This window comes from Pseudomonas sp. HY13-MNA-CIBAN-0226, from assembly GCF_040310305.1.
In the GTDB taxonomy this organism is placed as follows: Bacteria; Pseudomonadota; Gammaproteobacteria; order Pseudomonadales; family Pseudomonadaceae; genus Aquipseudomonas; species Aquipseudomonas gregormendelii.
Map to the genome: position 1 here is coordinate 17,297 of NZ_JBEOPS010000031.1, position 22,300 is coordinate 39,596.

Here is a 22,300-nt window from a genome sequence, read left to right on the forward strand (position 1 = left end):
GCGGCGAATCCGGTCTGATTGTCCTACAAAACCGCTCTAACTCAAGCATTACAGCCTATAGCGCTGGGACGAAAATGTTGGTAATTTTCGCCCCGGTGATCACCAGGAGTTCTAATAATGAAAAAAGTAATGCTCAAAACCACCCTTAGCCTCGCCGTTACCTTGGCATCCACCCAGATCTTTGCAGCTGGCTTTGCCATCAACGAACAAAGTATCAGCGGGATGGGTACAGGTTTTGCCGGGCGATCTTCCTCTGCCGATGACGCAAGCACCATTTTTGGCAACCCTGCCGGCATGTCGCGCATCAAGCGCGAACAAGTCACCGGCGGCGCTGCAATGCTCGACGCACACACCGATATCAGCCGCGCCAGCTCCAGCCCGAACGGCGGCACCAACCACGGTGACATGGTCCCGTTCATCGCTGTGCCGATGGGCTACTACGTCAAGCCGATCGATGACAAGTGGGCAGTGGGCGTAGGCGTCTACGCACCCTTCGGCCTGGTGACCGACTACGAGAGCAACTTCGGCGGTCGCTACTTCGGCAGCAAGAGCGACGTTAAAGTCGTGACCCTGCAACCGACCGTCAGCTACGCCTTCAACGACAAGGTGTCGATCGGCTTCGGTCCGACCATCAACCGCATCGACGGCAAACTGGAATCGAACCTGTCGATCACCCAGGCCGCCGGCGATGGCGAAGTCAAGATCAAGGGTGACGACACCGCGCTGGGCTACAACATCGGCGTGCTGGTACAAGCCACCGACAGCACCCGCATGGGCCTGACCTACCACTCGAAAGTGAAGTACAAGCTCGAAGGCAACACCAAGGTCAACTACAACGTCCTGGGCCTGATCGGCCAGAACCCGAGCCAGAAGTACGACGCGTCCCTGGACCTGACGACGCCTGAGTCGGTCGACTTCTCGGTGACCCATCAGCTTGATGACCAGTGGACCCTGTACGCCGGCAGCACCTGGACTCGCTGGAGCCGCCTGAAAGAAATCACCGTGGAAAACAGCGGTGTACCCGGGGTGCTCAATGGCCAATTCGGCAGCATCACCGAAGAGCAGAACTGGCACGACACCTGGGCTCACGCCATCGGCGCGTCCTACCAGCTTAACAAGCAATGGGTCCTGCGCACCGGCCTGTCCTTCGACCAGTCGCCGACCAACAACGTCGACCGCTCCCCACGCATTCCGACTGGCGATCGCAAGATTTTCAGCCTGGGCGCCGGCTGGAGCCCGACCGACGACCTGACCATCGACGTGGCGTATTCGTACCTGCGTGAAGAAGCAGTCAAGGTCAACAACAGCAACGACCGCGGCCAGAGCTACAACGCCAAGTATCAAAACTGGGCGAATGGTTTCGGTGTAGGCGCGACCTACCGCTTCTGATGAAAGACGCCTTGAGCGCCTGAATCAAAAAAGCCCCGCTCTGTGCGACAGAAGCGGGGCTTTTTAATGGGCGTCAATCAGGGTTGCGAGGCGATGGCCTTCTCGACAGCAGCGATGAATTCAGGGTCATCCGGCTTGGTCAGGCTGGAGAAATTGGCAATCACCTTGCCCTGGCGATCAACCACGTATTTGTAGAAATTCCATTTGGGCGCGCCAGTCTGTTCGGCAAGCACCTTGAACAGGTGAGTCGCGTCGTCACCGCGCACTTTCTGCGGCTCGGTCATGGTGAACGTCACACCGTAATTGACGTAGCAGACCTTGGCGGTCTCGGCGTCGTCCTTGGACTCCTGCTTGAAGTCGTTGGAGGGCACGCCGATCACCTCCAGTCCCTGAGCCTTGTAGCGCTGATTGAGCGCTTCAAGGCTCTTGAACTGCGGGGCGAACCCACAGAAGCTGGCGGTATTGACAACCACCAGCGGCTTGCCAGCAAAGCGCTGGCACAAATCGATCGATTCCTTGGCGCGCAACTTCGGTAGCGAGCCCTGTAGCAGTTCCGGGCATTCGGCTGCCTGGGCCAGTCCAGAAAACGCAATCAGTAACGCGGGAACGGCTAACCAGCGCGTCAACATATCCGTGCATCCTTGAGAAGGTCGTCAGAGCAAAGTTACTCGCGCGCACCTCTTTCTAGCAAGCACCAGTCAGGCAAACAGCTCTAACAAACTCCCATGCCCAACTGCATCAATGCCAGCCCGCCCTGGTGCCAGCCCCACCACACCAGGGCCAGCAGCAAGGCGCCAGCAGCCGCCAGGGCAACACGCGGCCAGATACGACTCATGATGCACTCAACTGCGTCTGCAACCGCGCCACGGGCCGCTCGCGCACCGGCCAGTTAAGGGCCGCCGCCAACAGGCTGAGAAGAATCGCCACTTGCCAGATCAAGTCATAGCTCCCGGTCCGGTCATACACCACCCCGCCCAGCCAGCCGCCCAGGAACGAGCCCAACTGGTGAAACAGGAAAACAATGCCCCCGAGCATGGACAGGTTTCGCACGCCAAACAAGGTGGCGACGGTGCCGTTGGTCAATGGCACCGTGGACAGCCACAGGAAGCCCATCGCCATGCCGAACAGGTACGCGGTGGTGGTGGTGACGGGCGCCCACAGGAACAACCCGATGACCACCGCGCGCAGCAGGTATAAGCCGGTCAACAGGCGCGGCTTGGACATGCGCCCGCCGAGCCAGCCAGCCGTGTAGGTGCCGAAGATGTTGAACAGGCCGATCAGCGCCAGCACCGTGGTGCCGACCGTTGCCGGCAGGTGCTGATCCACCAGGTAGGCCGGCAGGTGCACGCCGATGAATACCACCTGGAAACCGCAGACGAAAAAGCCGAACGCCAGCAGCCAGAACCCCGAATGGGAACAGGCTTCGCGCAGCGCTTCTCCCAGCGTTTGCTCATGACCGAGGGACGGCAGGGGTTTGTCCTTGAGCATGCCGACCAAGGGGACGATCAATGCCACCAGCAAGCCCAGCACCAGCAAGGCTGCAGACCAGCCCAGCCAACCGATCAGCCCCAGGGTGCCGGGCAGCATGGCGAATTGGCCAAACGAGCCGGCCGCACTGGCGATGCCCATGCCCATGCTGCGTTTTTCCGGTGGTACCGCGCGCCCCACCACCCCGAGAATCACCGAGAACGACGTGCCTGACAATCCGATCCCGATCAGCAGGCCGGCACTCAGGGACAAGGTCACCGCCGAATCGGAAAGGCCCATGCACACCAGGCCAGCGGCGTATAGCACCCCGCCGATCAACACGACCTTGGCCGCGCCAAAACGATCCGCCAGGGCGCCGGTGAAGGGTTGCGCCAGGCCCCAGATCAGATTCTGCAGAGCGATGGCAAAGGCAAAGGTTTGGCGGCCCCAGCCAAACTCGGCACTCATCGGCGCCAGAAACAGGCCAAAGCCATGGCGAACGCCCAGCGACAACGCAAGAATCAGCGCACTGCCCAGCAACACCCAACCGCACGTACGCCACATCGATGTCATTATTATTCTCCGATAGCGGGTATATACCCGCTTATATTCGAACGCGCCGGCTTCAAGCCAGTTCGTCCAGCAGTTTGAGCAAGGTTTCGCGTTTTTCCGCGCCCAGGCGATCAACCAGCCGCTGTTGCGCAGCCTCCCAGGCTGGCAAGGCCGCCGCCAGGCGTTCGGCGCCAGCGTCGGTGAGCTTGACGATGCGATTGCGCATGTCCTCGCCCTCGACCAGCATCACCAGCCCTTCCCCTTCCAGTACCCGCAGGTTGCGCCCCAACGTGCTGCGATCCAGCCCCATGGCCTCGGCCAGGGTGGAAATACTCGGCTGGTCCAGGCGTTGCAGGTTGCACAGCAAAGAATACTGGGCAACGTTGATTCCGAAGCCATCGAGAGCGCCGTCGTAATGCCTGCTGACGCCACGAGCGGCGCGACGCAGGTTGATGCATAAACATTGGGAGTCGAGCATGATGCGTGTATATACCCGCGAGTGAGATTAATCAAGTTTTCTACAGCAACTGCAGGAGCAAAGCGTGCTCGCGCTGGCGATGTGACATTCAGCGGTCATGTCGCCTGGTAGCACGCGATCGACAGCAAGCTTTGCGCCCACAGGCAATCATGTCTAATCAGACCAACACCAACCCAACCAACACCCCAACCTCCAGCAACTCCAGCAGCGCCCCCGCCGTGTCCCCGGTGGTACCGCCCAATCGCCGCAGCATCACCTGCCGCAGCCAGGCAAACGCCAAGCCCGCCATGACCAGCGCAAAAACCCCGTTGAGCCCCGCCAGTAACACACAGGCCAAAGCACTGAGTGCCAGCACCAGCTTGCCCGCCGAGCGCGGCAGATGATCAGCCAGCGCCTGCCCCAGCCCGCCGGCACGCACATAAGGCGTGGTCAGAAACAGCCCCAGCAGGGCAGCGCGCCCAATCAGCGGGACTACCAGCAAATAAACCCCATGTTGCTGCTCGATCAACGCCAGCAACGCGGCAAATTTAAGCAGCATTACCAGCACCAGCGTAACCACTGCGATGGGTCCGCTGCGGGGGTCCTTCATGATGGTCAGGGTGCGTTCACGGTCGCCAAACCCGCCAAGCCACGCATCAGCGCTGTCGGCCAGGCCATCGAGGTGCAAGCCGCCGCTCAACAGCACCCAGGCCGTCAGCAACAGTGCAGCGTGCAGCACTAAAGGGCTGCCATTGAGGAGGCCGTTCAGCCCCCACAAAATTACGCCAAACAGCAACCCCACCAGCGGATAAAACAGCAGTGAGCGCCCGAGCTCCTGAGGTGTCGGCATGCCCGGGAGGCGTACCGGCAGGCTGCTGAGGAATTGCAGGGCGATCCAGAATGGCAGCATGCTCAGTTCGCTTCCCGCAACAGTCCAGCGGATTCAACGGCCAACGCAAACATCGTACCGTGGCCAACTTCGACATTCAGCAGTTGCTCACGGGGCAACCCTCGGGCCCGCGCCAGCAACAGGCGCATCACTCCGCCGTGACTGACCAGCAAGACCCGCTCCCCCGCATAAGTGGCGTGCAAGCGCTCGACGGCGCCCAGCACCCGCGCGGAGAAATCCTCGACCGGCTCGCCCTGGGGCGGTGTGAACGAATAGGGATCGGCCCAGAACAAGCCCAGGCCCTCGGCGTCGGTTTCCATCAGCGCGGCAGCGCTCTGCCCTTCCCAGGCGCCGAAATGCAGCTCCTGCAGAGCCTTGTCCTGATGCACCGGCACGCCCAGTTGCGCGCCGAGTTCCTCTGCAAACCGCGCACAGCGCTGCAAGGGTGAGCTGACCAGGCGATCCCAAGGCCCCTGATCCGCCACCGCGGCACGCATCTGTGCCCAACCGGCGTCGGTGAGCGCGTCATCGATGCTGCCGCGCAGGCCGCCGCCCAGTTCGGTTTCGCCGTGGCGCAACAAGTCCAGGCGCAGGGTCATGCCGGGCGGTCCGCAACGGCGGCTTCGGCAAAGGTCGCCATCTGCTCGTGAAGGTCACACGCCAGGCGCAGCAAGGGCACGGCCAGCGCGGCACCACTGCCTTCGCCCAGGCGCAGGCCCAGCGCCAGCAAGGGTTCGGCGTCGAGCGTCTCGAGCACGTGCCGATGCCCCGGCTCGGCGCCACAATGCCCAAACAACAGCCATTGACGGCACGCAGGATTCAGCCGCACGGCCACCAGCGCGGCAACGCTGCAGATAAAGCCGTCCACCAGCACCGCTACCCCTTCCTGGGCACAGGCGAGATAGGCGCCCACCAGTGCGGCAATCTCGAAACCGCCGAGGTTGTACAGCGTCTGCAACGGATCGCCACGCTGGGCACTGTGCAGTGCCAGCGCGCGCTCGATGACCTGGGCCTTATGGCTGACGCCTGCGGCGTTCAGTCCGGTGCCAGGCCCGGTCATTTGCACTACCGGGCAATCGAGCAATGCACAGGCCAGGGCGCTGGCGGCGGTGGTGTTGCCAATGCCCATTTCACCACCGATAAACAGCTGGGCGCCGCCAGCTATGGCGCGGTGCACGCTGTCGCGACCCGCCTGCAAAGCCAGCGCACCCTGCGCTGCTGTCATCGCCGCAGTCACGGCGAAATTCGCCGTGCCCGGGCCGATGTTCAGGTGCCGCACGCCTTTGAGGTCGAGGCCCGGGTTGACGGTACCCAGATCGACCACTTCCAGGGCCGCGCCCAGTTGCCGTGCCAGCACGCTGATTGCCGCGCCGCCGCTGACGAAGTTGTGCAGCATCTGCCCGGTCACTTCCTGGGGATACGCAGAGACGCCTTCGGCAACGACGCCATGGTCGCCAGCAAAAATGCCGATCCACACCTGATCAAGCGTCGGCTTCAGTTGACCCTGCAACCCGGCCAGTTGCACCGCCACAGACTCGAGCCGACCCAGCGAACCCGCGGGCTTGGTGAGCTGCTGTTGGCGGGCCTCAGCCTGTTCGACAGCGTGAGTGTCGATGGGTTTGCACGGGTTGAGCCACCAGGCTTGGGTCATAACGCGGTTCCTTTGAGAGTCAGGGGCAGGCCGGCCACGGTGAGGACGACTCGCTGGCAGCGCTCGGCCAGCGCCTGATGCAGCCAGCCGGCCTCATCGACGTAGCGCCGGGTCAACTCGCCCAGCGGTACCACGCCCATGCCGGTCTCGTTGCTGACGAAAATGATTTCACCCGGCAAGGTCGCCAGGCAGTCGAGTAAAGCGTCGCGTTCGACCGACAGGCGTTCGGCGTTGTCCAGCATCAGCAGATTGGTGAGCCACAGGGTCAGGCAATCCACCAGCAGGCAGCGATCGGCGCTGGCGTTTTCGCGCAGTACGCGGGCCAGTTGCAACGGTTCTTCGATCAATGCCCATTCGGCTGGCCGCCGCGCACGATGGTGGGCCACCCGCTGGTTCATTTCGCCGTCCAGCGGTTGGCTGGTGGCAATGTAGGTGACAGCCAGCTCACTGTCAGTGGCGAGCCGTTCGGCCAGGCGGCTTTTGCCGGAGCGGGCGCCGCCGAGGATTAATTGCAACATGGTGGGTTCCTTGAAATCTTCGGTGGGGCGATAGGGCACTCAGATACCACACAGTTCACGCAACAGCCCGGTATCCAGGTGCTTCTCCACCAGATCCGCCAACCGCTCGATATCCCGCTCTCGCAGGCCGTGATAGTCCACCTCCTGCACATCCTGCAAACCGGCCCAGCGCAGCAGTGCACTGCAGGCCGCCGGCGACTCGAACAAACCATGCAGGTATGTGCCGAAAATCTGCCCGTCGGCGCTCTGTGCTCCATCACAGCGGCCATCGTCCAGCAGCACTGCCGAATTCTCCAGCGCAGGGCCGGTAGTCACGCCCGCATGGATTTCGTAGCCGCTGACCGGCGCATCTTCCAGTGCCAGGCGACCACGCACATTGCGCAGTTGCTTCTCCTGTTCCAGCCGGGTTTCAAAGGCCAGCAGGCCCAGCCCTGCGCTGGAACCGGGCGTTCCTTCCAGACCCAGCGGATCATGCACCTGCGCACCGAGCATCTGCAGGCCGCCGCAGATTCCCAGCAGCTTGCCGCCATAACGCAGGTGACGGGCAATCGCCGTGTCCCAGCCATTGGCGCGCAGGTAGGCAAGATCACTGCGCACGCTTTTCGAGCCGGGCAGGATGATCAGGTCGGCGGGGGGAATGGCCTGGCCGGGGCCGATGAACTGCAAGTCCACCTGCGGGTGCAGGCGCAGCGGATCGAAATCTGTGTGGTTGCTGATGCGCGGCAAGACCGGCACCACCACCTTGAGCACCTGGTCCGCCTTGTCGGTCTGGCGTTGATCGATGCCATCCTCGGCTTCCAGGTGCAGGTCCATCACGTACGGCAGTACACCGATCACCGGTTTGCCAGTGCGCGCTTCCAGCCAGTCCAGGCCAGGTTGCAACAAGGCGATGTCACCGCGAAAACGGTTAATGATGAAGCCTTTGACGCGCGCCTGCTCACTGGCGGACAGCAACTCCAGGGTGCCCACCAGGTGCGCAAAAACCCCGCCGCGGTTGATGTCTGCAATCAACACCACCGGACAATCGACAGCCTCGGCGAAGCCCATGTTGGCGATGTCGCCGGCGCGCAGATTGATTTCCGCAGGCGAACCGGCGCCTTCCACCATCACCACCGGATACGCTGCGCTCAAGCGTTGATGGGAAGCGAGCACCGCCTGCATCGCAATGGCCTTGTAGTCGTGATAGGCGACCGCGTTCATGCTCGTCACCGCCCGCCCATGGATGATCACCTGGGCGCCCGTGTCGCTGTTGGGCTTGAGCAGCACCGGATTCATGTCGGTGTGCGGCTCGAGATTCGCGGCCTGGGCCTGCACCGCCTGCGCACGACCGATCTCGCCCCCGTCGGCCGTGACCGCACTGTTCAGCGCCATGTTCTGCGGCTTGAACGGCACCACGCTCACGCCCTGGCGCACCACCCAACGACACAGCGCGGTCACCAGCGTGCTCTTGCCGGCGTCGGACGTCGTGCCCTGCACCATCAAAGTAGTCATTGTGCTTCCTCGACGAAGGCTTCAAGGGCTGACACCAGGCGTGCCCAGTCTGCTTCCTCGGCGGGCAGGCCAAAACGCAGGCTGCTGTTGTGGGTGAACAGGCGCAACAGGATGCCGCGCCGCGCCATGAACTCATACAGTGCTTCGGCGCGCTCGGTGATCAGCCACTGGAACAGCGCGCAGCCGCCCTGTGGTACGAAGCCGTATTGCTCGAGCAGCAGCGCCAGGCGTTTGCTGGCGGCCTGGGTGCGCAAACGTTGCCCGATTTGCCCTTGGGTATCCAGCAGACAGGCCTGGCCGAGGATGCGGGTCGGCCCACTGACCGCCCAGGGCCCGACTTGCTCGGCGAGCAATTTAAGGAATTTGCGCTCGGCCAGTACAAACCCCAGCCGCACGCCCGCCAGGCCAAAGAATTTGCCGAACGATCGCAAGACGATCAAGCCGACCTGATGGGTATAAGCAGCCACGCTCAATTGCGGCGTGTTGTCCATGAAGGCCTCGTCCACCACCAGCCAGCCGCCGCGCTGGGCCAGTCGCGAATGCCAGTCGAGCAGGCGCTTGGGGGACAGGCCAAGGCCCGTGGGGTTGTTCGGATTAACCACCACCAGCACGTCCAGGTTGTCGATAAAAAAATCCACTTCCTGCTCCAGCACTTCGCGCACGATGTAGCCGCTGCGGCGCCAGGCTTCGGCGTGCTCGGCGTAACAGGGTGACAGCACGCCGACCTTGCCGGCCCGGCGCAAACGCGGCAGCAGCTGGATTGCCATTTGCGAACCGGCCACTGGCAGCACCTGGGCAGCACCGTAATAATCGCAGGCAGCCTGCTCCAGGCCGTCATCGCTTTCCGGCAGCCGCGCCCACGCTCTCAGCGGGATCTGCGGGATGGGAAACGGCCAAGGCGCCAGGCCAGTGGACAGGTCGAGCCAGTCGGCTTCGGCGATACCGTAGTCGATTGCCGCCTTACGTAAGCGCCCGCCGTGTTCAAGCATAAAACTCCGCCCCCACGCAGATAATCAACAACCACAACCATACCCCGCGCTGGACCAATTGCCAGCCACGGTCGATGGAATCCGCGTCCGCCGGTACGCCCTCACCCAACGGCGGGCGCTGGTGCAGCTCACCGTGGTAAATCGCCGCCCCGCCCAGCTCCACGCCCAGCGCGCCGGCACCTGCGGCCATGACCGGACCGGCATTGGGGCTGTCCCAGGTCGGCCCCTGGGTCCGCCAGCATTTGAGTGCCAGTCGGGTTTTGCCCAGCAAGGCGTAAGTCAACGCCACCAGCCGCGCAGGAATGTAGTTGAGGACGTCGTCGATTTTCGCCGCCGCCCAGCCAAACCGCTCGAAGCGTTCGTTGCGATAACCCCACATGGCATCCAAAGTGTTGCTCAAGCGGTAGAGCACCACCCCCGGCGCGCCAGCGACGACAAACCAGAACAGGGCGGCAAATACCGCGTCGCTACCGTTCTCCAGAACGGATTCGGTGGCCGCGCGGGCGACTTCGGTTTTATCCAGCTCGCTGGTCTGGCGGCTGACCAGGTAACCGACGCGAGTGCGCGCTTCATCCAGGTCATCGCTGCGCAGGGCCCTGGCCACCGGCTCGACGTGCTCGCCAAGGCTGCGCATGCCCAGTGCGCAATAGAGTGCCAGGATCTCGACGATCCAACCCACCAATGGCGCCCAGGACAACGCGGTCGCCAGTAAGGTCAGCGGCACTACGGCGAGTACCCAGGCCGTCACGCCATGGCTGCGCCAGCCTCTACCACCACTGTTGAAGCGCTGCTCGATGCGATCGGCAAAGCGCCCGAACGCCACCAGCGGATGCCAGCGCCTGGGCTCGCCTAGCAGCGCATCCAGCCCCACGGCAGCGACGGTCAACAACGCCACACTCATTGACTCTCTCCCCAGACATTTTCATACAGCAATTCACCCAGCGGCCGCGACTGCGCCCAGCCTTCGAGGACCAGCATCGGCGCCGGATAAAATTCCTGCACCGGCCCCAGGCACAACACCGCCATCGGTTTTGCTCCCGGCGGCATGCCCAGCAGATCGGCCAGGGCTTGCGGCTCGAATAGCGAAACCCAGCCCATGCCCAGCCCTTCGGCACGGGACGCCAGCCACAGGTTCTGGATGGCGCAGGACAACGAGGCGATGTCCATTTCCGGCAAGGTGCGCCGGCCGAAGATGTGGCGTTCGCGATCATCCATCAGCGCGGCGACCAGCACTTCGGCGCAGTCGTTGATGCCTTCGACTTTGAGCTTCATGAATTCGTCAGTGCGCTCGCCCAGGGCTTCGGCGGTACGGATCCGCTCTTCTTCCACCAGGCCCTGGATTTGAGCGCGCACAGTGCGATCGCTGATGCGCAGGAACCGCCAAGGCTGCATCAGGCCGACACTGGGGGCCTGGTGCGCGGCTTCGAGCAGGCGCCGCAGCAGCTCGGGCTCGACAGTGCCACCGCTGAAGTGGCGCATGTCGCGGCGTTCGGCGATGGCACGGTAGACCGCGTCGCGTTCGGCCTGACTGAATGTGGCGTCGGTCATGGCCTTTTCGCGAGCAAGGCGCCCTCTCGGTCAGGCAAAAACAGTGCAGCCACCGCCACCGGATTCGACGGAAAATAAAAGTGCACATAAGAAGCCGTCATCCGCCCCTGACGATAAACCGCCTCCGCCCCACGTCCGCCATTCGGGCTCAGCCCACGGGCAATCGGTGCCAGCTCGGTGCTGGTCAGCGAGTGATGGTAGGTATGCCCACGTAACGCGCCCTCAGGCAGTTCCACCACCTGCAAGGCCAATGCAGCCAGGCGCTTTTGCATGACCGCATCTCCGGCCAGCAACCCCACCAGTTCGGCACGCGTGCCGTCGACGTCGGTCAACGAATCGAGCAGATAAAGCATCCCGCCGCACTCGGCCAGCAACGGTTTGCCCGCGCCATGGTGCGCGCGGATCGCCGCCAGCATCGAGGTATTGCCTGCCAACGCCGCATGGTGCAATTCCGGGTAACCGCCTGGCAGGTAAAGGCTGTCCGCCTCGGGCAAACTGGCATCACGAATAGGCGAGAAAAACCGCAACTCGGCGCCCATCGCCCGCAACAGGTCCAGGCTCGCACCGTAGGTAAATGCGAAGGCCTCATCACGGGCCACGGCGATACGTACGCCCGCGAGCAAGGGTTCGGCAACAACCAGATCAGGCGCGGCAAATTCCACCGCCGGGGGCAACGCTACCTCGCAACTGCTGGCCAAGGCGTTCGCCGCGGCATCCAGACGCAGGTCGAGGTCGTTCAATTCGCTGGCCTGCACCAGGCCGAGGTGACGACTGGGCAGCTCGATCCCGGTCTCCCGGGACAACGCGCCATACCAGCGCAACCCCTCAGTCAGGCTTCCTTCAAGCAACTGCGCATGGCGCAAGGTGCCCACGCGATTGGCCAGCACCCCGGCAAACGGCAAATCCGCCTGATAGCGCGCCAGCCCCAGAGCCAGGGCGCCAAAGGTCTGCGCCATGGCGGTGCCGTCGATCACCGCCAGCACCGGCACGCCAAAATGCCGCGCAAGGTCGGCACTGGAAGGCGTGCCGTCGAACAGCCCCATGACCCCTTCGATCAGGATCAGGTCCGCCTCGCCAGCGGCCTCCCACAAGAGGCGTCGACTGTCCTGCTCGCCGACCATCCACATGTCCAGTTGATAGACCGGCGCACCGCTGGCGCGCTCAAGGATCATCGGGTCGAGAAAGTCCGGGCCGCACTTGAACACGCGCACCTTGCGTCCCTGGTTGCGATGCAACCTGGCCAGCGCAGCGGTCACGGTGGTCTTGCCCTGACCGGAAGCCGGCGCTGCAATCAATACCGCCGGGCAACAGCGAGGCTGACTCACAATTCGACGCCTTTTTGCGCCTTGATCCCGGCCTGGAACGCGTGCTTGACCACGCCCATCTCGGTCACGGTGTCGGCCAGTTCAATCATCTCCGGCTTGGCACCGCGACCGGTCACCACCACGTGCTGCATGGGCGGACGAGCCTGCAAGTCACTGAGCACCTGATCGAGATCGAGATAACCGTGCTTGAGCGCGATGTTCAATTCATCCAGTACCACCAGGCCGATCGAGGGGTCACGCAGCAGTTCACGGGACACTGCCCACGCCGCTTCGGCGGCGGCGATATCGCGCTGGCGATCCTGGGTTTCCCAGGTGAAGCCTTCGCCCATCACATGAAACCGCACCTGCTCCGGGAAGCGTCGGAAAAACAACTCTTCGCCGGTGCTGTTGCGGCCCTTGATGAACTGCACCACACCGCACTGCATGCCATGGCCCATGGATCGCGCGAGCATGCCGAATGCCGAGCTGCTTTTGCCCTTGCCATTGCCGGTGAGCACCAGCAGCAAGCCGCATTCATTCGGCGAGTTGGCGATGCGTTCGTCGATCACGGCTTTTTTGCGCAACATGCGCGCCAGGTGACGTTCGTCACGATCGGGGGTATCAGTCATGGGGAAGCTCTCCGTTGGGGCTGGATAACGGCGGGCAGGCACAAGAATAGACGGCAAGAAGCCTGGCATCGCCCACCGTGATGCCGCTGGATGGATCAGGCCGGTCTCCGGGCTCATGAGCGGCTGATAGCCTGACTGCGCGCCTTCCCATCTCGATTGCTCGACACAGTGGCACAAGGCGCAGTCTTCACTCATTTACCGTTGCGGGGGCAGCGCCGGGATCATGATCAGTCTTTGCTCGAAAGCGACCACTCACCGGCTTCCCTGTTTCACCCTGTCGACGACGTCACAGGGCACCTGAAACAAGCCGCGAAGGTTAGAGGGTTGGGGGTGGAGCGTCAATTAAAGTCCGGCCTGCGGTGCTGAATTGATTTACCCCCGTTGAACCATCGCGCATTTGCGCTTCTCTACTAAACAGGTCAATGCATTCATAGGGAAGGTCAGCATGCGCAAGCCCCAGCTCGTTTTCGTCATCGCCCTCGCCGGAGGACTCGCCGCTTGCGGTGAAACTTCCAGCCTGCAAGTCTCTGACGGCACCGGTCCGTCACCCAAATTGCCAGAACCGAACAAGACCCTGATACCGACGGTGAACATCGCCCCGGCCATCGGCTGGCCGGACGGTACCAAGCCGACCGCTGCCGCCGGCACCCAGGTGGCCGCTTTCGCCGAAAGCCTCGACCACCCGCGCTGGCTGTATGTGCTGCCCAACGGTGATGTGCTGGTGGCTGAAACCAACGCCCCGCCAAAACCCGAGGATGGCAAAGGCATCAAGGGCTGGGTCATGAAAAAAGTCATGGGCCGCGCCGGTGCGGGCGTGCCCAGCCCGAACCGCATCACGCTGCTGCGGGACAAGGACCATGACGGCGTCGCCGAGACCCGCACGGTGTTTCTGGAGAATCTCAACTCGCCGTTTGGCATGACCCTGGTGGGCAACGACTTGTATGTCGCGGACACCGATCGGTTGCTGCGCTTCAACTATGAAAGCGGCGATACGACGATCAAGTCTCAGCCAATCAAGGTGGTCGACCTGCCGGGCGGTACGCTGAATCACCACTGGACCAAAAACGTCATTGCCAGCAAGGACGGCAGCAAGCTGTACGTCACGGTAGGATCGAACAGCAACGTCGCGGAAAACGGCATGGACCAGGAAGAAGGCCGCGCAGCTATCTGGGAAGTGGATCGTGCCACCGGCAATCACCGCATCTTCGCCTCCGGCCTGCGCAACCCGAACGGCATGGCCTGGGAACCCCAGACCGGCGCCCTGTGGACCGCTGTCAACGAACGTGACGAAATCGGCAGCGACCTGGTGCCGGACTACATCACATCGGTCAAGGACGGGGCGTTTTACGGCTGGCCTTACAGCTACTACGGCCAGCACGTGGATGTGCGCGTCGAGCCCCAGAATCCGGACCTGGTCGCCAAGGCCATTGCCCCTGATTACGCGGTCGGCCCCCATACCGCCTCTCTCGGCCTGACCTTCGCCGAAGGCAATACCTTGCCAGCGCAGTTCAAGGAAGGCGTTTTCATTGGCCAGCACGGTTCGTGGAACCGCAAACCGCACAGCGGCTACAAAGTGATCTTCGTGCCGTTCAACGCCGGCAAACCGACCGGGCAACCGATCGATGTGCTGAGCGGTTTCCTCAACGACGAGGAAAAAGCCATGGGCCGGCCGGTGGGTGTGGTGATCGATCAGCAGGGGGATTTGCTGGTGGCAGATGATGTAGGGAACAAGGTGTGGCGGGTATCGGCTACTCAGTAACGCTGCACGCCGAAACCTGTAGGGGCCGGCTTGCCGGCTCCTACGGATTGCGTGCCAGATGTTCCGGCTGCAACACGCGCTTGGCACTCAGATACGCTTTTTGCCAATAGGCCTTGGACAGGCTGTCCAGCTTGACCGTCCCACCCGTGGCAGGCGCATGCACAAAGCGCCCTTCGCCGACATAAATCCCGGCATGACTGACCTGGGAACCGCCATTGGTGGCGAAGAAAATCAGGTCGCCCGTCTGCAACCCTTCCTTGCCCACACTGGCCGCCTGCATCCCGATCATCTCGCGGGTCGTGCGCGGCAGCGTGATACCGGCGACATCGCGGTACACATAGCCGATCAGCCCACTGCAATCAAAACCGGCGTCTGGCGTATTGCCGCCCCAGCGGTAAGGCGTACCCACCAGACCCAGGGCGCGAAACAACACGTCTTCGGCTTCAGGGGAAAAGGGTTGGGCAGGACCAAAAACCAGGGGGGCGCGAATCACCGGTGCCGGAGCTGGCGGCGGAGTGCGGCTGGCACAGGCGCTGAGCAGCGCTGCGGCGATCAAGAGTACAAGGCGGGCCGACGTCTTCATATACAGAACACCCTGATCTGGCTGCGGCTGTTTCCACCGGAAGGGCAGAAAAGAAAACCGCCGGCGCAGTGCGCAGGCGGTCAGCCATCAATAATAGATCAGGATTCTAGACGCTATACAGCAAACTTCAAGTAAGACTTTAAGTTCACCTTACAAACTGTAGGTTTACTTGCGAGCAGTGACGATGGTCGGCGCCATCGCGAGTGCTCGCTTGGCCTCAATGAAGGTCTTGCTCCAGTAGCTGTCACCCAGGCTATCGACCCGGACACCACCGCTACGGCGGCTGCTGGAGTGGATGAACTGGTCATCACCCAGGTAGATGCCGGCATGGCTGACACGACCGCGACGCCCATTGGTCGCGAAGAACAGCAGGTCACCCGGCTTGAGGTTGCTGCGAGAAACCAGCGGGGCATCCACGTTGATCATTTCCCGAGTCGAGCGCGGCAGGTTCATGCCGGCCTCTTCACGGAACAGGTAGCCGATGAAACCGCTGCAGTCGAAACCGGCTTCAGAAGTACCACCAAAACGGTAACGGGTACCGATCAGGGACATGCCGCGTTCAAGGATGCTGTCTGCCAGAACCGGCAGTTGGTACGACTTGCCATCAGCGAAGCTGACGAGTTGTTTATCGGTAGCCGACTCTTCCTGGAATGGAGTTTCCAGATAACGAACGGAAGAGGATTGGGCGGTAACAGAAGATTTAACCGGTTGCTGGGGCGCTGGCTCGGAGACGGGAGAGTGAGCGGCGCAACCGAACAACAGGGTGACGAGTGCGAGAGGCACGAGGGGTGCGAAGCGATTTAGCATGGGCACGACCGTGGCTGATAGTTGTAAAGAAGCCGAGACTATGCCCGCTATCATCCTCATTTGCAAATTCAATCGAACTTTATGTGACTTTTCGGTTTCGCGATTTCATCTAAGCGCTAATGCCCTATTTAGACACTCGCGCGGCCTGCACCCAGCAGGAGAGCGGATATTCTCGCGCCTGAGAACCAGCAAAAAGCCAGCAGGGCCTGGGTTTTACCAGCCCAGGGTTTCTTTCAGAAACGGAATGGTGAGCTTGCGCTGTGCTTGCAGGGACGCCTGATCGAGCTGCTCCAGCAATTCGAACAGGGCACTCATGCTGCGCGTGCCGCGGGTCAGGATGAAGTGCCCTACTTCATCGGTCAGGTGCAGGCCGCGACGGGAAGCGCGCAATTGCAGAGCGCGCAATTTGTCTTCGTCGGACAGCGGACGCATCTGGAATATCAGGGCCAGGGTCAAGCGTGACTTGAGGTCCGCCAGCTTCACCGGCAGTTCCCGGGGCGAAGTCGATGCGGCTATCAACAGACGCCGACCACTGTCGCGCAGGCGATTGAACAGATGGAACAGCGCCTCTTCCCAATCCGCGCGCCCGGCCACCGCCTGCAGATCATCGAGGCAGACCAATTCGTATTGTTCGAGGTTGTCGAGAATTTCGATGCCGCGATCCAGCAGCTCGGCCAGTGGCAGATACACCGCTGGCTCGCCCATCTGTTCGAAGCGCAGACAGGCGGCCTGCAGCAGGTGCGTGCGCCCCACGCCGTCCTTGCCCCACAGGTAAATCAGGCTTTCCGTCCAGCCGGCGTCGGCTTCGCAGAGTCGCTCGACATAGCCGAGTGCAGCGGCATTGGCGCCTGGGTAATAATTGATAAAGGTAGCGTCATCACGCAGACGCACACCTAGGGGCAGCTGAATCGGTTTCATGCTGACTGAACAGTTCCGACGGAACCGTTAGTGGCCTCTGTGTAAAGTTTGCGAAGTTTATACCCGTGAGGCTGACCGCACAATGCGACAGACCACAAGCAAAATCAAGGGTTTGCGTTAGCTTGCCGGTTTGGTGACAGATTCTCTGACGGTGTGGGCGCCTGCAGCAAGCGTGAAACACACCGCCCGGTACGGGACCGGGCGGCAGTCAGGCCTCAATGCCGCCCGCTACAGCTCGGGCTCATCCTCGCCATTGTAGATGTCCGAATCCTTATACAAATCATGCATGTGGCGCACCAGCACCATGATCACCGCCGCCACTGGCAAGGCCAGAAGGATGCCGGTGAATCCGAACAGCTCGCCCCCGGCCAGAATGGCAAATATCACGGCGACCGGGTGCAGGCCGATGCGGTCACCCACCAGCAATGGCGTGAGCACCATGCCCTCCAGCGCCTGCCCCACCATGAACACGGCAACGATGCCGATCATGGGGTACAAATCGCCACCGAACTGGAACAGCCCGGCGATCAGCGCAGCACCGATACCGATCACGAACCCCATGTATGGCACGATGGCCGCGAGGCCAGCGATCAAGCCGATCAACAGCCCAAGCTCAAGCCCGATGAGCATCAGGCCCGCTGCATAGATGACGCCCAGCGCCACCATCACCAGCAATTGCCCGCGCACAAACGCGCCCAGCACTTCGTGGCATTCGCCCGCCAGGCTGACCACGCGCTCTTCGCTATCGCGCGGCAGCAGGCTGCGGATCTTGGCCATCATCAGGTCCCAGTCCCGCAGCAGGTAGAAACTCACGACCGGAATCAACACCAGGTTCGCCAGCCAGCCGATCACCGCCAGGCTGGAAGCCGTTGCCTGGCTCAGCACCACACCGACGATGTCAGTCGTCTGCCCCATGTGCTCGCTGATTGCCGCCTTCAGCTTGTCGAACTTCCAGAAGCCGTCCGACAAGCCGAATTTCGACTGAGCCCATGGCAGTGCCGTGTGCTGCAGCCAATCGAGCATCTGCGGGGCCAGCTCATAGAGACGCAGCATTTGCTTGGCCAGCATCGGCACCAGCACCAGCACCAGCGTGGTGACGATCAAGGTGAACAGCGCAAACACCGCGATCACACCCCAAGTGCGTGACAGCCCGGCCTTCTCCAGCCTGTCCACCAGGGGATCGAACAGATAGGCCAACAGCAACGCCACCAGGAACGGCGTCAGGATCGGATGCAACAACCAGACAAGCGCGCAGAGCAGGACGACTCCACCCAACCAGAACCAACGCCGCGTATCGGCCATGAACCACTCCTGCTTCTATATAAGGAAAGAAAAACTACCAGCGAAAACGTAACTGCGGAACCGGGGCCGGGGCTGGCGCTACGGCAGGCGCCGCACCATCGGCTGCAGGCTGAACCGGCGGCACCGGTGCAGGTGCCTCCCCGGCTGGCAACTCCTGCAACTTCGCCAGGGACAGCTGCGCCTTCAACTGTTCGGCACTGCCGCGAACCCGGTAGAGAATCCGGTCGCCATTGACGCTCTGCAGGCGCATGCCGAAGGGTTCCAGCAACCGCCCGAGGGCGGCATAGCGCTCCAGGTTCATGCCCTGGACCTCAAGTAACTGCTCGCCAGACGCGCCTGGCTTGACCACAAAACGCGGCGCCAGTCGCTCACTGACCGCGAGCATGACGGCATCCGCGACAGCGGCCTGATCGGCACCCTGCACGCTGCCTGCTTCTTTCTTGTCGCCCATCCACAAATTCCAGGTTGCCTGCCACTGGCCGCCCTCCTCCTTGGCATGCACGGCGAGCAGGGCATCGGCGTTGTAACGCTCCGAGGCGCTGCGCAGTGGCGCCGCGTCACCGCCTTCCAGGGTCGGTCCGGTCGCCACCAGTTGTTCGCTCAGGTCCGCCAGCGGCAAGCGCAATGGCAGCCCTCGATGCTGGGCCGCGCGACGCAGCGGCGTCGCGCTGGCCTGGCCATCACCGACCAGGCTCGAACCCTCAGTGGCGTCGTTCAACCACCAGCTCAGGATCGACGGGCGATTGGCACCCCACAGGGACAAACCGGCGCGACGCAGCGCCTGCTCGGTGGTCGCAGGGTCAAAATCGACTTTCAGCACTTGCGGCGGTCCCGCTTCGAAGCCGTACTGGCTGATGATCTGCTGCGGGTCCTTGCGGATGGCGGCCAAGGCGGGATTCTGTGCGGCCTTGGGATCGCCGGTCAGGCGCAGTACCAGCGTATCCAGTGCTTCCTGGGTCGCCTGGTCGCGAATCTCCGGCGACTGGCCACTCACAGGTTGACGCACCTGATACAGACTTTTAACCGTCTCGGCATGGCCGGCCAGGCTGAAGAGAGACAAACAGCCCACAAACAAACATTTCGGAAAAAAACCCATGAAAGATTCCTGACTATTGGAGCGGCTGGAACAGGCCGCGTGAACCGGACGAGCATGGCTGTGACCACACCCTTCGGCAAAACATTCACCCGGCCCGGGCAAGTTTTTGCACTGTCATAACGATAGACGGTTAATGGCGCTACCTTATACAGCCATGAGCCAGACGACCAATACGGCCTGTGACGGTTTTTTTTCGGCCGATATGCCCCTGCCGTCGGCGTGAGGATGGCCGCTGCCCTTCAAGCCTGATAAAATCGCGCGCCTTCGCAGACCGGCAACAGCCGGGCACCCTGGAATTCGCGCACGGCACCCGCCCTCGTCTGTTCCTGCGGTCCCGCTGGACTCGGTCGTTACCCCTGAATCCCCCCTAAAGGCCTGGATCATGAGCAAGCAACCCTCCCTGAGCTACAAGGACGCCGGTGTAGACATCGACGCCGGTGAAGCATTGGTCGAACGCATCAAGAGCGTCGCCAAGCGCACTGCGCGCCCGGAAGTCATGGGCGGCCTGGGCGGTTTCGGCGCCCTCTGCGAAATCCCGGCCGGCTACAAGCAGCCTGTTCTGGTTTCCGGCACCGACGGCGTGGGCACCAAGTTGCGCCTGGCACTGAACCTGAACAAGCACGACAGCATCGGCATCGACCTGGTAGCCATGTGCGTGAACGACCTGGTGGTCTGCGGCGCCGAGCCACTGTTCTTCCTCGACTACTATGCCACCGGCAAGTTGAACGTCGAGACCGCTACCCAGGTTGTCACGGGCATTGGCGCTGGCTGCGAACTGTCGGGCTGCTCCCTGGTCGGCGGCGAAACCGCTGAAATGCCTGGCATGTACGAAGGCGAAGACTACGACCTGGCCGGCTTCTGCGTCGGTGTCGTGGAAAAATCCGAAATCATCGACGGTTCGAAAGTCGCTGCCGGCGATGCCTTGCTCGCCCTGCCGTCTTCGGGCCCGCACTCCAACGGCTACTCGCTGATCCGCAAGATCATCGAAGTGTCCGGTGCCGACATCGAAAACATCCAGCTCGACGGCAAGCCGCTGACCGACCTGCTGATGGCCCCGACCCGCATCTACGTCAAGCCACTGCTCAAGCTGATCAAGGACACCGGCGCCGTAAAAGCCATGGCCCACATCACGGGTGGCGGCCTGCTGGACAACATCCCGCGCGTTTTGCCAAAAGGCGCCCAGGCGGTGGTTGACGTTGCAAGCTGGACTCGCCCTGCCGTGTTCGACTGGCTGCAAGAGCAAGGCAACGTCGACGAAAACGAAATGCACCGCGTGCTGAACTGCGGCGTTGGCATGGTGATCTGCGTAGCTCAAGAGCACGTTGAAAGCGCCTTGAACGTCCTGCGCGAAGCTGGCGAACAGCCTTGGGTCATAGGTCAGATCTCCACCGCTGCCGAAGGCGCGGCTCAGGTCGTACTGAATAACCTTAAGGCCCACTGATGCAAGAGCGGATGTCCGCCACCTGTGATGTCGTGGTGCTGCTTTCCGGCACCGGCAGTAACTTGCAGGCCTTGATCGACAGCACGCGGACCGGCGACAGCCCGGTCCGCATCGCTGCGGTGATTTCCAACCGCGCCGACGCCTTTGGCCTGCAACGCGCCAGGGACGCGGGTATCGACACCCGCTCCCTGGATCACAAGGCTTTCGATGGCCGCGAGGCCTTCGATGCCGCGCTGATCGAACTGATCGACGCCTTCAACCCCAAACTCGTGGTGCTGGCCGGATTCATGCGCATTCTCAGCGCTGATTTCGTGCGTCACTATGCGGGTCGTCTGCTCAATATCCATCCCTCGCTGCTACCCAAATACAAAGGGTTACACACTCATCAGCGCGCGCTGGAAGCCGGCGACACTGAACACGGCTGCTCCGTACACTTCGTCACCGAGGAACTCGATGGCGGACCACTGGTCGTACAGGCATTAATACCGGTAGAGTTGCATGATTCGCTGCAGAGTCTGGCGCAGCGAGTCCACACCCAGGAACACCTGATCTACCCGATGGCCGTACGCTGGTTTGCCGAAGGTCGCTTATCACTGGATGAGCAAGGTGCTTTACTGGACGGACAGTTACTCGCCGCCAGCGGCCACTTGATTCGAACCTAGGAGATATTATGCGTCGCGCCCTGCTCTTCGCTTGCGCTCTGCTCGCCCTGCCCCTGGCACAGGCTGCAGAACTTCAACCTTTCTCCGCCAGCTACACTGCCGACTGGAAACAGTTGCCCATGAGCGGCACGGCATCGCGCAGCCTGACCAAGGAAGCCAATGGCGTCTGGAAGCTCAGCTTCAAGGCTTCGATGATGATCGCCAGCCTGTCCGAAGAAAGCACCCTGACACTGGACAAGGATACCCTGCTGCCGCAGTCGTATCACTTCGAACGTGGTGGTCTGGGTAAAGCCAAGAAAGCCGACCTGGATTTCGACTGGACCACCAAAATGGTGACCGGCACCGATCGCGGTGACCCGGTCAAGCTGCCGTTGAACCGCGGCATGGTCGACAAGTCCACGTATCAGCTCGCGCTGCAGCATGACGTGGCGGCCGGCAAGAAAAGCATGAGCTATCAGGTGGTCGATGATGGTGAAGTCGATACTTATGACTTCCGCGTGCTGGGTTCGGAAAAAGTCGACACCAAGGCTGGCCAGATCGACGCGATCAAGGTCGAGCGCGTGCGCGATCCAACTCAGAGCAAGCGCATTACCGTGCTGTGGTTTGCCAAGGATTGGGATTACCTGCTGGTCCGGCTGCAACAGGTTGAAACCGACGGCAAGGAGTACAACATCATGCTCCTGGACGGTACGGTGAACGGCAAGGCTGTCAAAGGCAGCTGATCCGCAGTTGACAAAAAAAGCCCCGCAATCGCGGGGCTTTTTTTCGCCTCGTGTCTCGTCCTGAATAAGGTTTACACCTTCTGGCTTCTTATCAGGAAGGTGCAATGAATACGGGCGAAAAACGTA

24 protein-coding genes and 1 riboswitch are annotated in these 22,300 nt (G+C 62.0%); of the genes, 5 read left to right on the forward strand and 19 right to left on the reverse strand.

The genetic code is table 11. The features are described 5' to 3' along the window. Window positions 1-117: 117 nt before the first annotated feature. Window positions 118-1,389 (forward strand): OmpP1/FadL family transporter, encoded by a 1,272-nt coding sequence (locus tag AAEZ05_RS26380; RefSeq protein WP_045060573.1) that lies wholly within the window; start codon window positions 118-120, stop codon window positions 1,387-1,389. A gap of 77 nt (window positions 1,390-1,466) precedes the next feature. On the opposite strand, the gene AAEZ05_RS26385 is transcribed toward AAEZ05_RS26380, so the two are convergent. The 14 genes from AAEZ05_RS26385 to cobO all read right to left on the reverse strand — a co-directional run bounded on the left by AAEZ05_RS26385 (window position 1,467) and on the right by cobO (window position 12,884). Then, entirely contained in the window at window positions 1,467-2,018 is a 552-nt protein-coding gene (locus AAEZ05_RS26385; protein ID WP_122838010.1) for a glutathione peroxidase, read from the reverse strand. 83 nt (window positions 2,019-2,101) lie between these two features. Beyond that, window positions 2,102-2,224 (reverse strand): hypothetical protein, encoded by a 123-nt coding sequence (locus tag AAEZ05_RS26390; protein WP_269082904.1) that lies wholly within the window; start codon window positions 2,222-2,224, stop codon window positions 2,102-2,104. Beyond that, a complete protein-coding gene (locus tag AAEZ05_RS26395) occupies window positions 2,221-3,429 on the reverse strand; it encodes an MFS transporter (RefSeq protein ID WP_350601451.1) in 1,209 nt (402 codons plus the stop codon). The genes AAEZ05_RS26390 and AAEZ05_RS26395 overlap by 4 nt, the downstream gene beginning before the upstream one ends. A 52-nt stretch (window positions 3,430-3,481) precedes the next feature. Further along, entirely contained in the window at window positions 3,482-3,886 is a 405-nt protein-coding gene (locus tag AAEZ05_RS26400; RefSeq protein ID WP_045060570.1) for a MarR family winged helix-turn-helix transcriptional regulator, read from the reverse strand. Window positions 3,887-4,043: 157 nt separating this feature from the next. After that, complete coding sequence (locus tag AAEZ05_RS26405; RefSeq protein WP_350649506.1) at window positions 4,044-4,775, reverse strand: adenosylcobinamide-GDP ribazoletransferase; 732 nt, start codon at window positions 4,773-4,775, stop codon at window positions 4,044-4,046. Between the two features lie 2 nt (window positions 4,776-4,777). Further along, window positions 4,778-5,353 (reverse strand): alpha-ribazole phosphatase family protein, encoded by a 576-nt coding sequence (gene cobC / locus AAEZ05_RS26410; RefSeq protein ID WP_045060568.1) that lies wholly within the window; start codon window positions 5,351-5,353, stop codon window positions 4,778-4,780. Then, window positions 5,350-6,405, reverse strand: coding sequence for a nicotinate-nucleotide--dimethylbenzimidazole phosphoribosyltransferase (gene cobT, locus AAEZ05_RS26415; protein ID WP_350649508.1), 1,056 nt, complete (start codon window positions 6,403-6,405; stop codon window positions 5,350-5,352). Before cobT ends, cobC begins: the two co-directional genes overlap by 4 nt. After that, entirely contained in the window at window positions 6,402-6,923 is a 522-nt protein-coding gene (gene cobU, locus AAEZ05_RS26420; RefSeq protein WP_350649510.1) for a bifunctional adenosylcobinamide kinase/adenosylcobinamide-phosphate guanylyltransferase, read from the reverse strand. Before cobU ends, cobT begins: the two co-directional genes overlap by 4 nt. 39 nt (window positions 6,924-6,962) lie before the next feature. Continuing rightward, entirely contained in the window at window positions 6,963-8,414 is a 1,452-nt protein-coding gene (locus AAEZ05_RS26425; RefSeq protein WP_045060565.1) for a cobyric acid synthase, read from the reverse strand. Continuing rightward, window positions 8,411-9,403 (reverse strand): threonine-phosphate decarboxylase CobD, encoded by a 993-nt coding sequence (cobD, locus tag AAEZ05_RS26430; RefSeq protein WP_045060564.1) that lies wholly within the window; start codon window positions 9,401-9,403, stop codon window positions 8,411-8,413. Before cobD ends, AAEZ05_RS26425 begins: the two co-directional genes overlap by 4 nt. Then, window positions 9,396-10,304 carry an adenosylcobinamide-phosphate synthase CbiB gene (gene cbiB / locus AAEZ05_RS26435; RefSeq protein ID WP_045060563.1) on the reverse strand — a complete coding sequence of 303 codons (909 nt, stop codon included), beginning with the start codon at window positions 10,302-10,304 and terminating at the stop codon, window positions 9,396-9,398. Before cbiB ends, cobD begins: the two co-directional genes overlap by 8 nt. Further along, window positions 10,301-10,951, reverse strand: coding sequence for a 5,6-dimethylbenzimidazole synthase (bluB, locus tag AAEZ05_RS26440; RefSeq protein ID WP_045060562.1), 651 nt, complete (start codon window positions 10,949-10,951; stop codon window positions 10,301-10,303). The genes cbiB and bluB overlap by 4 nt, the downstream gene beginning before the upstream one ends. Next, window positions 10,948-12,276, reverse strand: coding sequence for a cobyrinic acid a,c-diamide synthase CobB (locus AAEZ05_RS26445; RefSeq protein WP_045060561.1), 1,329 nt, complete (start codon window positions 12,274-12,276; stop codon window positions 10,948-10,950). The genes bluB and AAEZ05_RS26445 overlap by 4 nt, the downstream gene beginning before the upstream one ends. Then, a complete protein-coding gene (cobO, locus tag AAEZ05_RS26450; RefSeq protein ID WP_045060560.1) occupies window positions 12,273-12,884 on the reverse strand; it encodes a cob(I)yrinic acid a,c-diamide adenosyltransferase in 612 nt (203 codons plus the stop codon). The genes AAEZ05_RS26445 and cobO overlap by 4 nt, the downstream gene beginning before the upstream one ends. Window positions 12,885-12,965: 81 nt before the next feature. After that, window positions 12,966-13,200: riboswitch (cobalamin riboswitch) on the reverse strand. Window positions 13,201-13,329: 129 nt separating this feature from the next. Between cobO and AAEZ05_RS26455 the strand changes: the two genes are divergently transcribed. Beyond that, window positions 13,330-14,643: a PQQ-dependent sugar dehydrogenase gene (locus AAEZ05_RS26455; protein ID WP_350649513.1), complete on the forward strand. Its 1,314-nt coding sequence runs from the start codon at window positions 13,330-13,332 to the stop codon at window positions 14,641-14,643. A 40-nt stretch (window positions 14,644-14,683) separates the two neighbouring features. On the opposite strand, the gene AAEZ05_RS26460 is transcribed toward AAEZ05_RS26455, so the two are convergent. The 5 genes from AAEZ05_RS26460 to AAEZ05_RS26480 form a co-directional block, all read right to left on the reverse strand. After that, on the reverse strand, window positions 14,684-15,226 hold the full coding sequence (locus AAEZ05_RS26460; protein WP_205894184.1) for a C40 family peptidase: 543 nt from the start codon (window positions 15,224-15,226) through the stop codon (window positions 14,684-14,686). 165 nt (window positions 15,227-15,391) lie between these two features. Next, window positions 15,392-16,033 (reverse strand): C40 family peptidase, encoded by a 642-nt coding sequence (locus AAEZ05_RS26465; protein ID WP_205894183.1) that lies wholly within the window; start codon window positions 16,031-16,033, stop codon window positions 15,392-15,394. Between the two features lie 213 nt (window positions 16,034-16,246). Continuing rightward, window positions 16,247-16,951, reverse strand: a complete 705-nt coding sequence (hda, locus tag AAEZ05_RS26470; protein ID WP_045060556.1) for a DnaA regulatory inactivator Hda — start codon at window positions 16,949-16,951, stop codon at window positions 16,247-16,249. 228 nt (window positions 16,952-17,179) lie between these two features. Beyond that, window positions 17,180-18,253: an AI-2E family transporter gene (locus AAEZ05_RS26475; protein ID WP_045060555.1), complete on the reverse strand. Its 1,074-nt coding sequence runs from the start codon at window positions 18,251-18,253 to the stop codon at window positions 17,180-17,182. A gap of 34 nt (window positions 18,254-18,287) precedes the next feature. Continuing rightward, window positions 18,288-19,349, reverse strand: a complete 1,062-nt coding sequence (locus AAEZ05_RS26480; RefSeq protein ID WP_045060554.1) for a DUF2066 domain-containing protein — start codon at window positions 19,347-19,349, stop codon at window positions 18,288-18,290. A 382-nt stretch (window positions 19,350-19,731) separates the two neighbouring features. Between AAEZ05_RS26480 and purM the strand changes: the two genes are divergently transcribed. Genes purM through AAEZ05_RS26495 form a run of 3 tightly spaced genes read left to right on the forward strand, consistent with a single transcriptional unit; the run spans window position 19,732 to window position 22,174 of the window. Further along, on the forward strand, window positions 19,732-20,790 hold the full coding sequence (gene purM / locus AAEZ05_RS26485; protein ID WP_045060553.1) for a phosphoribosylformylglycinamidine cyclo-ligase: 1,059 nt from the start codon (window positions 19,732-19,734) through the stop codon (window positions 20,788-20,790). A gap of 11 nt (window positions 20,791-20,801) precedes the next feature. Further along, window positions 20,802-21,452 carry a phosphoribosylglycinamide formyltransferase gene (gene purN / locus AAEZ05_RS26490; RefSeq protein ID WP_350649516.1) on the forward strand — a complete coding sequence of 217 codons (651 nt, stop codon included), beginning with the start codon at window positions 20,802-20,804 and terminating at the stop codon, window positions 21,450-21,452. A gap of 8 nt (window positions 21,453-21,460) precedes the next feature. Next, complete coding sequence (locus AAEZ05_RS26495; RefSeq protein ID WP_122837993.1) at window positions 21,461-22,174, forward strand: DUF3108 domain-containing protein; 714 nt, start codon at window positions 21,461-21,463, stop codon at window positions 22,172-22,174. Window positions 22,175-22,300: the final 126 nt, after the last annotated feature.

Coding starts and splice junctions, on each gene's coding strand:
- cbiB (WP_045060563.1), bottom strand. CDS start 10,304: ATGAGTGTGGCGTTGTTGACCGTCGCTGCCGTGGGGCTGGATGCGCTG.
- cobC (WP_045060568.1), bottom strand. CDS start 5,353: ATGACCCTGCGCCTGGACTTGTTGCGCCACGGCGAAACCGAACTGGGC.
- AAEZ05_RS26385 (WP_122838010.1), bottom strand. CDS start 2,018: ATGTTGACGCGCTGGTTAGCCGTTCCCGCGTTACTGATTGCGTTTTCT.
- purM (WP_045060553.1), top strand. CDS start 19,732: ATGAGCAAGCAACCCTCCCTGAGCTACAAGGACGCCGGTGTAGACATC.
- AAEZ05_RS26425 (WP_045060565.1), bottom strand. CDS start 8,414: ATGACTACTTTGATGGTGCAGGGCACGACGTCCGACGCCGGCAAGAGC.
- purN (WP_350649516.1), top strand. CDS start 20,802: ATGTCCGCCACCTGTGATGTCGTGGTGCTGCTTTCCGGCACCGGCAGT.
- bluB (WP_045060562.1), bottom strand. CDS start 10,951: ATGACCGACGCCACATTCAGTCAGGCCGAACGCGACGCGGTCTACCGT.
- AAEZ05_RS26380 (WP_045060573.1), top strand. CDS start 118: ATGAAAAAAGTAATGCTCAAAACCACCCTTAGCCTCGCCGTTACCTTG.
- AAEZ05_RS26480 (WP_045060554.1), bottom strand. CDS start 19,349: ATGGGTTTTTTTCCGAAATGTTTGTTTGTGGGCTGTTTGTCTCTCTTC.
- AAEZ05_RS26465 (WP_205894183.1), bottom strand. CDS start 16,033: ATGCTAAATCGCTTCGCACCCCTCGTGCCTCTCGCACTCGTCACCCTG.
- hda (WP_045060556.1), bottom strand. CDS start 16,951: ATGAAACCGATTCAGCTGCCCCTAGGTGTGCGTCTGCGTGATGACGCT.
- AAEZ05_RS26475 (WP_045060555.1), bottom strand. CDS start 18,253: ATGGCCGATACGCGGCGTTGGTTCTGGTTGGGTGGAGTCGTCCTGCTC.
- cobT (WP_350649508.1), bottom strand. CDS start 6,405: ATGACCCAAGCCTGGTGGCTCAACCCGTGCAAACCCATCGACACTCAC.
- AAEZ05_RS26390 (WP_269082904.1), bottom strand. CDS start 2,224: ATGAGTCGTATCTGGCCGCGTGTTGCCCTGGCGGCTGCTGGCGCCTTG.
- AAEZ05_RS26405 (WP_350649506.1), bottom strand. CDS start 4,775: ATGCTGCCATTCTGGATCGCCCTGCAATTCCTCAGCAGCCTGCCGGTA.
- AAEZ05_RS26460 (WP_205894184.1), bottom strand. CDS start 15,226: ATGAAGACGTCGGCCCGCCTTGTACTCTTGATCGCCGCAGCGCTGCTC.
- cobD (WP_045060564.1), bottom strand. CDS start 9,403: ATGCTTGAACACGGCGGGCGCTTACGTAAGGCGGCAATCGACTACGGT.
- AAEZ05_RS26395 (WP_350601451.1), bottom strand. CDS start 3,429: ATGACATCGATGTGGCGTACGTGCGGTTGGGTGTTGCTGGGCAGTGCG.
- AAEZ05_RS26455 (WP_350649513.1), top strand. CDS start 13,330: ATGCGCAAGCCCCAGCTCGTTTTCGTCATCGCCCTCGCCGGAGGACTC.
- AAEZ05_RS26400 (WP_045060570.1), bottom strand. CDS start 3,886: ATGCTCGACTCCCAATGTTTATGCATCAACCTGCGTCGCGCCGCTCGT.
- cobU (WP_350649510.1), bottom strand. CDS start 6,923: ATGTTGCAATTAATCCTCGGCGGCGCCCGCTCCGGCAAAAGCCGCCTG.
- cobO (WP_045060560.1), bottom strand. CDS start 12,884: ATGACTGATACCCCCGATCGTGACGAACGTCACCTGGCGCGCATGTTG.
- AAEZ05_RS26495 (WP_122837993.1), top strand. CDS start 21,461: ATGCGTCGCGCCCTGCTCTTCGCTTGCGCTCTGCTCGCCCTGCCCCTG.